Origin of the sequence: Anabaena sphaerica FACHB-251 (genome assembly GCF_014696825.1) — a bacterium.
Lineage (GTDB): Bacteria > Cyanobacteriota > Cyanobacteriia > Cyanobacteriales > Nostocaceae > RDYJ01.
Genome location: NZ_JACJQU010000001.1, coordinates 687,611 through 701,997 on the forward strand (window position 1 = coordinate 687,611; position 14,387 = coordinate 701,997).

10 protein-coding genes are annotated in these 14,387 nt (G+C 37.5%); 3 read left to right on the forward strand and 7 right to left on the reverse strand.

The genetic code is table 11. The features are described from left to right. Positions 1-19: 19 nt before the first annotated feature. Positions 20-1,147 carry a glycosyltransferase family 4 protein gene (locus tag H6G06_RS03080; RefSeq protein WP_190557243.1) on the reverse strand — a complete coding sequence of 376 codons (1,128 nt, stop codon included), beginning with the start codon at positions 1,145-1,147 and terminating at the stop codon, positions 20-22. A gap of 976 nt (positions 1,148-2,123) precedes the next feature. Here H6G06_RS03080 and H6G06_RS03085 point away from each other — a divergent pair. From H6G06_RS03085 to H6G06_RS03095, 3 genes are all read left to right on the forward strand, one after another. After that, complete coding sequence (locus H6G06_RS03085; protein ID WP_190556934.1) at positions 2,124-4,346, forward strand: NHL repeat-containing protein; 2,223 nt, start codon at positions 2,124-2,126, stop codon at positions 4,344-4,346. A 526-nt stretch (positions 4,347-4,872) separates the two neighbouring features. Next, a complete protein-coding gene (locus H6G06_RS03090) occupies positions 4,873-5,655 on the forward strand; it encodes a PIG-L deacetylase family protein (protein ID WP_190556936.1) in 783 nt (260 codons plus the stop codon). 216 nt (positions 5,656-5,871) lie between these two features. Beyond that, positions 5,872-6,984, forward strand: a complete 1,113-nt coding sequence (locus tag H6G06_RS03095) for a glycosyltransferase family 4 protein (protein ID WP_190556938.1) — start codon at positions 5,872-5,874, stop codon at positions 6,982-6,984. Positions 6,985-7,328: 344 nt separating this feature from the next. Here H6G06_RS03095 and H6G06_RS03100 read toward each other — a convergent pair whose 3' ends face one another. From H6G06_RS03100 to H6G06_RS03125, 6 genes are all read right to left on the reverse strand, one after another. Beyond that, the gene (locus H6G06_RS03100; RefSeq protein WP_190556940.1) at positions 7,329-8,210 is read right to left on the reverse strand and encodes an aspartoacylase; all 882 of its coding nucleotides are present in this window, start codon (positions 8,208-8,210) and stop codon (positions 7,329-7,331) included. 433 nt (positions 8,211-8,643) lie between these two features. Further along, the gene (locus H6G06_RS03105; RefSeq protein WP_190556942.1) at positions 8,644-10,077 is read right to left on the reverse strand and encodes an O-antigen ligase domain-containing protein; all 1,434 of its coding nucleotides are present in this window, start codon (positions 10,075-10,077) and stop codon (positions 8,644-8,646) included. A 28-nt stretch (positions 10,078-10,105) separates the two neighbouring features. After that, entirely contained in the window at positions 10,106-11,041 is a 936-nt protein-coding gene (locus H6G06_RS03110; protein ID WP_190556943.1) for a glycosyltransferase family 2 protein, read from the reverse strand. Further along, complete coding sequence (locus tag H6G06_RS03115; protein WP_190556945.1) at positions 10,959-12,158, reverse strand: glycosyltransferase; 1,200 nt, start codon at positions 12,156-12,158, stop codon at positions 10,959-10,961. Before H6G06_RS03115 ends, H6G06_RS03110 begins: the two co-directional genes overlap by 83 nt. A gap of 52 nt (positions 12,159-12,210) precedes the next feature. After that, positions 12,211-13,200 carry a glycosyltransferase family 2 protein gene (locus H6G06_RS03120; RefSeq protein ID WP_190556947.1) on the reverse strand — a complete coding sequence of 330 codons (990 nt, stop codon included), beginning with the start codon at positions 13,198-13,200 and terminating at the stop codon, positions 12,211-12,213. 35 nt (positions 13,201-13,235) lie between these two features. After that, a complete protein-coding gene (locus tag H6G06_RS03125) occupies positions 13,236-14,363 on the reverse strand; it encodes a glycosyltransferase family 4 protein (RefSeq protein WP_190557245.1) in 1,128 nt (375 codons plus the stop codon). Positions 14,364-14,387 lie beyond the last annotated feature (24 nt).

Consider the following 14,387-nt stretch of genomic DNA (forward strand, 5'->3'; position numbering starts at 1 on the left):
TTAAGTTGCCGTAATTTTATCAATTTTTTTCAGCTAAAATAACTTGCCGTACTTTTTGAGAAATATTAGTCCAATCATAATTTTGAACTGTGTAATTACGACATTCTTCTCTAGAAGGTAAAGCAATTTTACCTAACATTACTTCCTCTAAGTTTTCGGCAATACTATCAGCAGTGGTAGAATTAGTAATTAAATCTGGTGTAAAGCCCTGTAAAATTTCTGGCATTCCCCCCACAGGTGTACATAAAACCGGAGTACCACAGGCTAAAGATTCAACAATTGCTAACCCAAAACCTTCAAAAGATTGACTAGGCATTACCGTTAAATCAGCAGCTTGGTAAGCAATTGGTAACTGTTCATCAGGTAAAAAACCTAAGAATTTAACGTTGTTTTCTAGTCCTAGTTCTATAACTTGTTGTTGCAGTAAAATTTGGATATGTCCACGTCCGGCAATAGCTAACCAAATATCAGGAATTTTTGGTTTAATTATTGCTAGTGCTTGTAATAATTTGTCAATTCCCATACGATGAACTAGACGACGGGAGGTAAATAATATCGGTCGGTCAGTTGGCCACCCTAGTTTTGTTCTCGCATCCAGACGGGATAAGTTATTTTGAAAGTGATTAATATCTACTCCACCGGGGATAATATGAATTTTACTCCAGGGAACTTGATATTCTTGATGTAAGATATTACCAAAAGCTTTGCTGAGAACGATAAAGCGATCGCATCGATTATAAGTGTTTTTTTCTATCAGTTGCTGCTTTATCCAAATACTCAGTTTCTTATCTACTACTTCTTCTTTACTTTCAGAACCCCAAGGACCATGAAAATTAAAAGTAATTGGTACTCCTTTAGGTAAAAGATCCAAAATGGGAAAGCTATATAATGCAAAATGCAGATTAATAGCGTCAGGTTTATTTAATCTCGTTTTCTGGAAGTTAGTACGAATTGACCACAATCTTTCCCAAATACGACTATCTGGAGATCCTAAATTATTTAACTTAATATGTGTATTCTTTTCATCTGGTAAACCAACTCCACATAACTCTATCTGGTCTTGATTTATAGCTAATTTATGAGTTAGTTCATAAATATACCTTTCCAACCCTCCTGGAGTTTTGGGAAACCAACCTGTCCCCAACATGAGGATAGATGCCGAAGCTGATTCCAAAGTTTTTTTGCTACTTTCCACCTAATTATCTCCTTGACTTCCACACAAGAGGAAACTTTCTGCACTCAGTCGTTAATTATTAATCTTATTGAGAAGACAAAGTTCTCAACATCACATTGAAACAGTAAGGATTCTGAATACAGAATTATAGCAGTGGACAAGGCAAGGCGGTTAGGAGATTTTTGAAAGCTCAAACTCAGTGATGGCAAGGGTTTTACTTTTGCCTTTTGCCTCTTGCCTTCTGCTATAGTCTTAATAATTTATCGAAAAAATCGCTCCTCTATATTCCTGATTTGGCAAATATTCTGACTCCGTACCTTAATATTTAAGTCGGAAGCAAGACAATTGATGACAATTCATGATCAAAAACATCAATGAACTCACCTTTAAATCCGGTTAAAAAAATATTAATCACTTTGTTTCTTAAAGAAATTATTTTTATATATAGAGTTTTTACAGAGCATGAGAGTTTAAATCTTTACTTGTTATTTTTGCTGTAATTTTCTACTAATGATAAATGTTACTCTTGATGATTAACCTCCAGCAGGAAATGAGGCAAGGTAAACATAGTAAAAAGTTTCAATTTTCCTTTGAGAATTACCTCTTCACCTTTTAGTATTCAGCATTTTCTAAAAAATTGTATCTATCACCAGAATTAAATTATGAGTAATCCTGTATCATAATTGACTAGTTTAGTAATGCCAGGAAAGTTCTCTGCAAACCAATATAAATATTGACGGATTTTACCTAGTATATAAAATATATATTTTTTTTATAAATTTTTGATGAAATTACCTGAACAACAACATTTATTTGTTAGGTTATTGATGTTTAGTACCCATGATGAGTGTGTGCATTGTCTACTCTACGTTTATTGGACATAGTGCAACATATCCAAATAGCAAAAGCATATTAATGTTAATTGCCAATATGCAACCATAGCAATTCCATGAAAAACAGATTCATTTCCCAAATTAAGAAAAGCCGCCAAAAGCTTAATCAAGTTATTAATAATTTAGTTGAAAGTAGATATTGGCGACAAAATATATGGTTGAAAATTTTACTCAGTTTAACCTGTGGCTTAGTAGTGATATTCGCAGGCATGAAAATGGACAAGGCCAGCACACAAACAGCTACAGCACCTGCATTTACTTATAAAACTTCTTGGCTTGGTAATACTATTGGTAAGGGAGACTTGCGGGTACAAAACAATATAGAAGCAATGTATGTAACAGCCAATGGTGATATTTATACTAATAGTTACTGGGATGAAGCTGGAGGAGAAGCGGGAATATATAAAGATGGTAAAGTTATAGGTTTTTTAGAAGATCTTCACGGCTGGAATCGTCTTGGTGGTAAAGCAGTAACAGCCAATAGCAAATATATTTATATTGCTATGAGTCAGGGAGGAATGAGTAGTCAAAAAGAAGGTTATCCTCCAGATGGTAAAACTTGGTACTGTGTGAGACGCTATAATTTAGCGGGAAAACCCGTACCTTTTCCGGGAGGGAATGGCTGGGATAAAAGTATGTTAATTACCAGTGAAAAAAGCGAAGTCACTGGTTTAGCAACTGTAGGTAATAAGTTATTTGTCAGTAATGCTAATGCAAACATTGTGCGTATTTATAATACAGAAACAATGCAGGAAATGGGCAGCTTTGCTGTTACAAATCCTGGAGAAATAGCTATTGATGCACAAGGAGATTTATGGATTCTTCAAAATAAAAAAGGTAGCACGGCTGCTAAAATTGTCCATTATTCCCAGACTGGTAAAAAATTACCTCAACAAATTGTAGATGTTATTAACCCAACAGCGATCGCAATTTACAAACAAGACAGATTGTTAGTAGCAGAAAATAACATCCGTCAACAAGTGCTGATTTACAACATCCAAAATCAGCCTGTACAGGTGGGGACTTTCGGAACTAAAAATGGGATTTATAGTGGTGTCCCTGGAGAAGTCCAAAATTTAAAACTCTATGGTATTACAGGCGTTGGGGCAGATAGTGCCGGGAATTTCTATATCAATAATAATGGCTTCAATAAATCAGGAACAGATTTAAGAAAATTTTCCTCATCTGGAAAACTACAATGGCAATTACTCGGTTTGATATTTGTCGATAATGCCGATACTGATCCTAAAAGTGATGGTGTAAATCTCTTCACCAAACAAGAACAATATTTGATGGATTATAGTAAACCTGCTGGTAAACAGTGGACTTATAAAGCCTACACCCTTAATCCTTTCAAATATCCTCAAGATCCTCGTTTACACACATCCCCAGATGCTCCTATTTTCCGCCGGATTCAAGGTAAGCCATTTTTATTTCTTACAGATATGTATGGCAGCTTTTTGCAAATTTATCGTTTTCAACCAACTACAGATGGTAAAATTGCTATTCCTGCGGGACTGTTTGTGGGAACTAATGTTGAAGGTAAATCTATCAAAGGTAATTGGCCTCCACATCAACCAGCCCAAGGAGAATGGATTTGGCGAGATAGTAATGGTAATGGTGCATTTGATCAAAATGAATATGACAGCAGTCAAGATTATCCCTACATGGGGGGTTGGTGGGTAGATAGTAAAGGTGATATTTGGAAAACCTTGCGAACTCAAGATGGTATTCGCCATTATCCTTTACAGGGATTAGATAGCAAAGGCAACCCCGTTTATACCTATCGTTCCATGCAAAAGGATAAGACTCCTAGCTTCTTTAGAGATTTGCGGCGGATTGAGTATTTTCCCGAAACAGATACTATGTATTTGTCAGGCTTCACCACAGAACATCCTGCCTCTGGTGATGAAGCCAAAGTGGTCGGATCAGAAATTGCCCGGTTTGATAATTGGAGTAAAGGCAACCGCACTCCTAGATGGCGAACTGTAGTTCCTTACGACACCACTGGTAAACAAGAAGTTTCTACCGCATCCATGAGTGTAGCCGGGGATTATGTGTTTGCGGTGACAGTGAAAACCGCAGAAGTTTATGTCTACAATGCCGCTACAGGAAAACTTGTACACAAGTTTGGTCCAGGTCCTGAAGTCGGTGGAGAAAGTGGCTGGGTTGATATCCCCTACGGTATCAGGGCTTTTCGCCGTGCTAATGGTGAATATTTAGTGTTTGTGGAAGAAAATTGGAAAGGTAAGGTGATTATTTATCGGTTGCCAATTTAATCAAAATCTAAATATAAACCTCGTCCAAGTTGAGAACTGGAGTTTTTCAAAAGGGAACAGGAAACAGGGAACAGGGAACAGGAAAGAAGGAATAAAGCTGATTTTTGTATGGCTACGCCACGCAAGCTATCAAAAATAAAATATGATTCCTATAGTAGGGTGGGTAATGCCCACCTTAGGAAATCATCAGTTTTTGAGAATTTGATTTTGTAGAGAAAATGGTGCGGCAAGACATGAGAGGATATACATCCTAAATTTTGATTTATATAGGTAAATATAATAACCTGTTTTCGGGCTTTTAGTTATAGCAAATTCAATCTTCATATTCATATAGCAAATTTACAAAATCAATAAATATAGCCACCTCTAGTTAATTATGATAATAATTACTGGGTTGGATTGAAAAATAATTTTTCTGTTGTAGGGTGTGCTTTCAACAATAATAATTGCTAGATAACTTTTGAGTTATAGCTCTTTTAAATCCCTGGCAAAAACATTAAACTCAAGGTATATGGAGTAAGAAAATATGCAGAAAACCACCTTGATGAAAATACAAAAACTAATCCCCATAAATTTGTTAAATCCAATTCAGTATATCCATGCCAGTTTACTTTCACAATGGATTTTAAATTGGGGAAGTCAACCGCTAAAATTTAGTGAAGCATCAGCAATGGTTTTTTCTCCTCATCAAGATGATGAAACTTTGGGTTGTGGTGGGATGATCGCCCGAAAACGGGAACAAGGAATAACAGTAGCTGTAACTTTTTTAACCGATGGACGTGGTTCGCATGGTTCAGTTCCAAATATTCAAGATCAAATCATTCAAATTCGTAAACAAGAGTCTTTAAAGGCATTAGGAATTTTGGGAGTAGCATCTTCAGAAATTCACTTTTTGGATAAGCAGGATGGGAGTTTGCCAGATTTAAACACATCAGAAAGACAACAGACAATAGCTCACATTTCTGAACTGTTAAAGCGTTATCAACCAGGAGAAGTTTACGTTCCTCACCGTAAAGATTGTCATAAAGATCATGAAGCTACATATTACTTAGTTAAAGAGGCGATCGCCGAAAGTGGAATTCAAGTAGAACTATTACAATATCCTATCTGGGTATTCTGGAGAGCGCCCTTATTTATCCTCTTGAAGTTAAAGGATATTAGATCAGCATATCGGTTGTCAATTACCTCAGTGCAAGAGAAGAAAAAAATAGCGATCGCTGCCTACCCTTCCCAAATACAAACCTTACCTCGTGGCTTTATCAAGCGATTTTTACATTCAGAAGAAATATTCTTTAAAGCTGAATCTTAGTTACTGATATAGCAGTTCCCATGAGTTCCCATGCTCGTGAGGTACAAAGTTTTTTAGTTTTAGGGAACTCTTAACTCTTAACAGGGAATAAATTGGTGTGTACTTCATTAGACTGGGGAACGCTATAAATCATTTATCAACAAGTGATTTAAGCTGAAATATACAGTGATACGCATCATGTTCTTTGCTTAAAATAATTGCTGTGGAGAAAAATAAATGCGAATTTTACACATTACAAACCATGTCCAAAAAATCGGTAACGGAATTGTCAATGTTGCAGTAGACTTAGCTTGTTTACAAGCGAAAAAAGGTCTTCATGTTGCTGTTGCATCATCAGGTGGAGAATACGAAACATTATTAGCAAATCATGGTATTGACCACTTTCAACTCAATCAATCACGCACACCAGCCAACATGATCAAAGCAGCTTGGCGTTATCGAGAAATTATCAAAAAGTTTCAACCAGATATTGTTCATGCCCACATGATGACAGGAGTTGTACTCGCAGGAATTCTCAGAAATAGTCATGAATATAGTTTAGTTTCCACCGTACACAATGAATTCCAACGTAGTGCAGTATTAATGGGATTAGCAGATCGAGTAATTGCAGTTAGTCATGCAGTAGCTGATTCCATGATCCGTCGTGGTATCCCAGCCCAAAAATTGCGCGTAGTTGCAAACGGCACTTTAGACAGTCCTCGACATAGAAAAATTCAAGATTACCAACCACTACCACTGCATCACCCAGCCATCACCACAGTAGCCGGGATGTATACCCGCAAAGGTATTGGAGATTTAATTGAAGCATTCCGCCACATTGCTAAAGATTTTCCCCAAGCCCATCTTTATTTAGTAGGAGATGGACCTGATCGTGCTATGTTTGAGAGCATGGTTAAAACCTGCGGAAGACTACGCCAACGCATTCATTTTGAAGGTTTCCAGCCAGAACCCCAACGGTATATGTTATCAACAGATATCTTCGTTCTCGCTTCACACTGCGAATCCTTTGGTTTGGTGTTAACAGAAGCACGAGAAGCCGGTTGTGCAATTGTAGCTAGTGATGTAGACGGCATTCCTGAGACTTTGGATCATCGTCAGGCTGGTATCCTCGTACCACCCAAAGATAGCCAAACCTTGGCTAATGCTTTAGCCCAATTACTCAGTGATGCTAAACAATTGCAAAAGTGGAAATTCCGCGCCAAACAAAACCTAGAAAGATTTAGTTCCGTGCGAGTAAATGAAGAAACATTGACTGTATACCGTGAGTTAACCAAGACATATAAAGTCATCCCAGCCATTAAAACCAGAGAATTAGTAGTAGGTAAATAGGCATTTTCTTCTTTTAAAACCCTAGAGAGTTTAGTTTTACAATTTTGAGTTTAGGTCTAATATCAAATTCGGATAATTAATTATTGATAATAAACCTATTCAATTTGATAATTGCTCTTTCCAATTACCCATTATCAAACACCCATTACCAGCCCCAAAAAATATGATAACCATTAAAACGAACATGATAAAATTTCATTAGCTTGACTCTAGAGGAAGCATAGCCATCATCTGTGGGCTGATGGCTAAATGCTTATTTATAGCAACTGCCAAAGTGGTTGGAACATCAACAGATGAAAAAACTGAGACACCAAAAGGCTTTCAACTCTGTTACCTGTCACCTGCTATATAGTATGAATCACTTCCTTTTGGCTGAGATACATAGCAATTCCTTTCTCATAATAAGCTGCTTCATTGATAAAAATGGGATAAACAGTAGACTCTCCCTCATAAAAAATTTCTTCGTCTTCAAAAGTGAGAAAAATTGGCTCACCTGGATGTAGAGGTTCATAATCCCTAAATTGAAGTTGGGGGTGAATCATAGCTTGAATTTCCCCGTCTTCATTTCTAGGGTAATCAACCGCACCAATAGATTGATAAAGTGTTAGCGTGTTGTGAGTTGGCGGAATTTTACCTTGGTTACACTCTTCAAAATAGTCCAACACAGCATAAACAAGTTGCTCTGTTTGTTTAAATAATTCCGCACTTAAAACACCTTGGGCGACAGCACCAACTTCTATAGCAAAACCTAATTCACTTAAAGAACGGAGAAAACCACTGTTTCTAGGTTGTTGATGACTATAGACTTTTACCAAAGGATTAATCGCACTTATATTAGCCGCCAAACCAAGTAGTAATGGGTGCATATTTCCCAGAATAATACATAATCCCATGTTGGCAGTAGTCGTATGTAAATCAATGATTACATCTACAAATTCCTGATTTTGTGGTCGCAAGATTTGTTGAATTTCTTTGGCTCTTAATTCTTCATAACTAGAAGTTATGTCAGTTGTTAAATTGTTTTCAGTAAAACAACGATTTAAATCTCTATCAATGTATCTTCTTCTAGCCGCAATGGCTTTGGGATTACCAAGTAATGACAATGTTTCAAAATTGGCTCTTTTGATTAAATGTGGATATTTCTGAAACTTTTTGACTAGATAAACTCCTATTAATTCATTACCGTGGCTTCCCCCCACAATTGCCGCCCGGTTGATTTGATTCATAATCACCTCATACATACAAAAAATTACCAAAAAGCAGCCAGATTATAATTAATTCTTCAAAATATAAATTAGTTAATAAGGAGCATTTTGTTAATAAAAGATAAAAATGATTATATAGCATTACGCTATTAAATTCCCGACTTCTCTAAGAAGTCGGGAATCTTGTTGTTTACAACATCAACCTTGTGTTATCAAAATAGATCTCTTGCAGAATTCATTTTATGTTATAATTAGGGGTTGGCTTGGATTTACATAAAAGTTAGAATTACACACCTATCTTTGAATTTGCGATGCCTTCGGCGAGCGTAGCTATCGCAAAGACACCCAAAAATACATACAACCTAAAACCCCTCACTATACCACAGAAACAATTTTGCAAGAGGTCTAATATAGAGACATTCCCCCAAAACATCTCTACTGAATGCTTAAGTAGCTACATCTTCATTTCCTGATGCTGATAGTATTTATGTGCTGCCATAGCCATAGCCAAAAAACCCCACATAATCATACCTGCCACACTTAACATCCCACTATAGATAATTAACTGAGCGCAGGAACTGATACCAATAGCACGAGCCGCACTGACAAAACTATCAAACCGACTTTCAGTATACTGACTAACACTGACAAGCATCAAGACCAAACCGCCAATATAGGGTATAGCACCGAACCAACCCAAAGTAAAAAACATATCTAAAATGCCACTGTCAATGACAATAACTTCGATTTGTCCAGTTTTTTCATTCACCTTCCAGATATTTCCTAACCCATTACCGAGACCAGTAGAAAGGGCTAAATTAAGATTTCGATCATAAGATTTGGATCTATCCTGAAAACTAGTATCCTTTTCCAGATTAGAAAAACTTTCCAAGCGAGTAGTAACAACTTTAGAGATAGGTTCAATAGTCACCAATGGTACTACACACATAGCCATGACTAAAATGATCATAATTAAGCGCATTTGAATCCGCGCCTTAACTGAACCGAGAATTATAATTATCCCTAAAAACCAGCCTCCCCAACTAGTACGGACTTGCGAAAGCAAAAATGACAAATACCCAGTTGCTGAGGCAGGAAAAATTAATGGACCAGAACTGGTAAATAATAACAACAAACCAGCCTGCATAACCGAACCAAATGGACCAGATGAGTGCAGTGTACTCCAAACTCTCATGCCAAAAGGTACAGGATTTCCCGCACTGGTAAACATTTTTGATTCTATTAGCCAGTATCTGTCCCACTCAGGAGCCACTACAAATTGATATATGCCATAAGCTCCTACTATTAAAACACACCATAAAAATACCCGCTGAATGTGCTGACGATAACTGGGATAATCTCGCCAATTCATAAATAAGTGAAAAGCGAAGATAATGGGACTCAACCAGTCTAAAAAACCGCGTATAACTGGAATTGGTTGATTAAAAATTATCCCTACCAAAAAACCATAAAATACGCCCATGAAACCCAAAATAAAAGGTAAACCGCCTTGATGAACAGCACGAGGTAAGTGTTTGATAAAAGTGGCGATGGTTACAAATACCACTAAATAAGGTGCAATCAGCATTTGACGGGTGGGGTCCCAACCAACTCGATAATCAACTAAACGAGTCAGTAAGGGTGTGAGAAACCAGATCCACCAAGTGAAGCCGATGTAAAGAAGAGGATGACGCAAGTATAAAAATATTGCTACCACCAAAGAGGTGGCGGGAAAAACTAGGCGTAACAAGTTAGCAGCACCGCCAAAATAGCAAGTTGCTATTAGCAATATGAAGCCTAAGATGACTATCCAACTCTCGGCTGCTCTTTGTTTTGGAGAAAAATTTGATTGTAAAAAACTATTGAAAAGTATTTGTTTGGAAATCACTTTTTTCCTAATTGGTAACTGGATTGAATTAAGAATTATGAATTGTGAATTTATTTGTTTGCCATCCTTGCCAACGTCCCCGCCAAGATGCTTGTAACTTTTTATTGACTATTTTGCCTTGGCTGGGGAAAAATCTGAGCCATTGAACTAGTCCTAAACTTTCCCTTGTGCCAATTAATATTGCCCAGAATAAAAAGACAATTCGGCGTGGCAGTGGTAGATGTTCTAATAAAACTAGAGTTTCGTTATGGACTAAGTTAGTAAAAGCAATTTCGTTAAAGTGTTGGCGCTGGTCTTCATCAAAACGTTGGGCAGGATAGTGATCTACGGCAACGTTGGGATCATAAATAATTTTCCAACCTGCTCGCTTGAGAGAAAGGGTAAATGCCATTTCAAAATGTACCTGAGCGCCAGTACCTCGCATCCTTTCATCAAATCGTAATTTCCCCATTGCTTGGGTGCGAAAACTCATATTTACACCCTTAAGGACATCCACTTCACGAGGTTTTCCCACCCCTAAATGATGATTGCCAATTACTCGCCCAAACCACTGTAAACGCCCCACAATTGAACAAGAGCCGTCTTCTATCTTCTCGCCTTGGTGTATCCAGTCACGTCCACCCACACCACCTATGCAACCATCGCTTTGAAAATGAGCAGTGATTTTTTCTAACCAATCAGGATGTGGGGCAGCATCATCATCAGTGATAGAAACGATGTCTCCTTCTACTGCTGCTAGTCCGGTGTTGAGAGCCGCTACTACTCCCGATTTTGTCACTGTTACAATCTGCAATGGTAGGTTGTGGGCAGGAAATTGGTTCAAGAATTGCCAAGTTTCTGTATCTGTATCCCGGACTACCACAATTACCTGATCAACTGGTTTAGTTTGGGCTTGCAGTGCGGTAAGGCAGCGTGATAGGTCTTGAGGACGGCGATAGGTGGGGATGAGAACTGTATTCCTCATTTGTGATTAACTCTGCAAATAAATCTAAATAGGTTTGTGCCATAGTCGTCCAGCTATGTTGTTCAGCAACGGTGCGAGCCGCTTTACTCATTTGCTGACATAGTGAATCGTCTTGTAAAGAGAACAAGGCAGCCGCCAAAGCATCTATGTCGTCTGTATCAGGTAAAATAATTCCCGCTTCTGCTGTGACTAATTCTGCACCTCCTGTAGCAGCGGCAGTGATTATGGGTAATCCTGAAGCCAATGCTTCTAACAAAACAAGACTGCAAGCTTCATATCGGGAAGGAAAAACAAAAAAATCTACAGCCCGCATAATCTCGGCTATATCCCGTCGATATCCGAGAAAATGTACTCGTTCACTTATGCCCAAACTATTTGCTAATTCTGGAAAGGGACTACCTTCTGTTGTTCCTACTACTGCTAGATGTAAATTAGGAACTTTTACTAAAGCTTGCAGGACTGTATCTAAGTTTTTTCTAGTTGTGCGAATATCTCCAGCAAACAGTGCCAAAGTCACATTTTCTGGTAAACCCAATTTTTGCCGAGAAGTCGCACCAGGATAAAACTCTTGTAAGTCAACTCCATTGACAATAACGCGAATTTTATCACGGGGTACACCAATATTAACTAATTCCTCAGCTACTTTTGTAGATACAGCAATCACAATTTTGGTTTGTTGGAATGCTTGTTTTTCCACATAGGCATTGATGGCAGTGTACAGCCACTGATATAAACCATATAAATCTCGACGTTGCCGGGAAATATGTGAAGGTGAATGCCACCATGAACCATGAACAAAATGCACAGCATTCACATCAGCAGTGCCTCTAGTAATTGCACCATTGACTTTAATTAAATCAATTTCACCCCGATGTTGTCGCAACCACTCACCACTTTTTTTAGCAAATATGAAATTGCGAATAAATTCACTAGGATATTGATTTACGGGGATTGAAATCCAATTTACCAAGCTATGTTGTTCTAGTTCTGGTGCTATTTCACTGGCCAACAATGTTAAATGATGACCACGACGAATTGCTTCTAGAACAACTTCATAGTTGACTCGTCCCTGACCATCCCCTTTTTGAATTTTATGGGTAACAATGCAAAGTTTCACTCATGACCTCTCAATTTTATAAAAAATTTACAGGTAAAAATTAATTTACTATTTAGGCAACACCTAGTAATTTCTTAGTTAATATTTGCGGGGTAAAACTGAGAGTAAGTGCTGTTAAAGTCCGCAAATTGAATTTTTGTTCCTGTAAGGCTTGCCAAAAATAAGAACGTGCTGCTGTACTTTGTTGATCTAGCATCAAGCCAATTCCTAAAGTTGTATGTGCTTCTAACCATAGTTTTCTAAAGTGTGAATGAAATTCGTGTAAACGCATATCTTCCATAAAAATTTTGTAACAAAAAATTTCACTTTTAGCTTTGCGAATTTTTGCTTGTATATTGCGTCTACCACTGAGCATGGTATCGGTTTGCTCATGCTCACGATAATAGGTCAATTTTTCTGGATAATAGTACACACTATACCCTGATATACAACACAAGTAAGTTAAATATAAATCCCACATTCCCCCAACTTCTGAGGAAATGCTATCCCAATTAATCAAACCATTACGAATTACACAAGCTGCTGCTGTAGGTATACTTTTATCAACTAAGCCAATTTTTTGGAAATTTCTATGAATTCCTGAGGCGATTTGATCACGCTGATAACTGCGGGAATTTTCTTCAGTAGCAGCATGATTAATTTGACTTTGAGCATCAATAATATATTGGTCACAAAAAGCCAGAATTAAGTTGGGATTTGCTTCTAGTGGCGGCAAAATTTTTGCTAGAAAATCTTGATTCCACATATCATCATCATGGAGACTAGCCACATATTTTCCTTGTGCCATTTTGAAGGCATTCATCTGATTATTTAGCATCCCGACATTTTCTGGATGTCGCCAAAATTTGATGCGTGGATCAGCAAAAGATTCTACTAAAGTTTGAAGGTTTTCTGGACTACAATTATCAGAAACGATAATTTCAATGTTTTGGTAAGTTTGTTGAACTGCGCTAGTAATTGCTTGTTTGAGGTATTCTGGGCGATTATAAGTAGGGATGATAACGCTAACTAGAGGTTCGGGTACTTTAGCATTGATAGACATAATTACAATTCGTTATTTTTTTATCTCTGCTAGTGTTAAATAGACCTAAAATCAGCAATGGTTTTGGCATAAATTTCTTCCAATCGCTGAATGTGAATATCAAGAGTAAATTCTTGCTCAAACCAATCCCGACCTTGTTCACCCATCAATCGGCTTTTATGATAGTTTGTGGCTAGTTCGTTGATGGCATCTGCCAATTTTTGACTATGATTAGCTGGTACAAGGATTCCTGTTTGACCATCTTGCACATATTCAGGAATTCCACCAACAGCACTGGCAATTACAGGACGATAACGAGCATAGGCTTCTAAAGTTACTAAACCGGCAGGTTCTGGCCAGAGACTAGGAAAAATTACAGCTAAACACTGTTGATAAAGTGTTTCTAGTTTTTCTTTATGACACCAACCATGCCATGTAATGCGATCGCTCAAACCCATTTTTTCAGCTAATTTTTCCATGTTGGGTTTAATCCAACCTTCACCAGCAATATCAAGATGAATGCGGGTGTCAGTCTTTGCTAAAGCTTTGAGCAACCATTCAATTCCTTTATCGGGAACAATTCTACCAACAAACAAAATTCGCTGATTTTGATGTATTTCTTTAGTTAAAGATGTGGTGGTATATTGAGGGTCTCGCACACCGCAGTGAAGCGTAATTACTTGGTCGGGTAATAAACCATTACTAATAATTTGCTCTCGTACATAATTACTATTAGCAATTACAGGAATGTTGATTTTTTTGGCAGTGCTAAGAAAATTATAGGTATTCCGCAAATTCTCAAATATTCTTTGTGGTCTGCGACTACCACAACCATCTACCAAATGTCCCCAAGCACAACCTAATAGGTGCATATTGCGATCGCACTGTTTTTGGCGATCTGCTAAATATTTTGTGCCACTGGGACAGTATGTACAGTGATTATGCAGTGTAAAGACTGCTGGACATTCGCCAGTCAATTCTAATAATAATTCTGGATCGTGAAGGTGGAGTAACTTACATTGACTTTGGTCTAAATTCTTAACAGAATTCATATGGGTCTTGATCACTCCATTCATGGGAAAATTGATCAAAGAAGATATGTAGGTTTCCATCCCCCCATTTCCCCTGATATCAATACCAGAACAGTGATATATTTTTTCCTGATAAATTATGTTTTCATGTATGGTTAACATGATTTGTTCCTTTTA

Coding starts and splice junctions, on each gene's coding strand:
- H6G06_RS03080 (WP_190557243.1), bottom strand. CDS start 1,147: ATGTTGGGGACAGGTTGGTTTCCCAAAACTCCAGGAGGGTTGGAAAGG.
- H6G06_RS03085 (WP_190556934.1), top strand. CDS start 2,124: ATGAAAAACAGATTCATTTCCCAAATTAAGAAAAGCCGCCAAAAGCTT.
- H6G06_RS03090 (WP_190556936.1), top strand. CDS start 4,873: ATGCAGAAAACCACCTTGATGAAAATACAAAAACTAATCCCCATAAAT.
- H6G06_RS03095 (WP_190556938.1), top strand. CDS start 5,872: ATGCGAATTTTACACATTACAAACCATGTCCAAAAAATCGGTAACGGA.
- H6G06_RS03100 (WP_190556940.1), bottom strand. CDS start 8,210: ATGAATCAAATCAACCGGGCGGCAATTGTGGGGGGAAGCCACGGTAAT.
- H6G06_RS03110 (WP_190556943.1), bottom strand. CDS start 11,041: ATGAGGAATACAGTTCTCATCCCCACCTATCGCCGTCCTCAAGACCTA.
- H6G06_RS03120 (WP_190556947.1), bottom strand. CDS start 13,200: ATGTCTATCAATGCTAAAGTACCCGAACCTCTAGTTAGCGTTATCATC.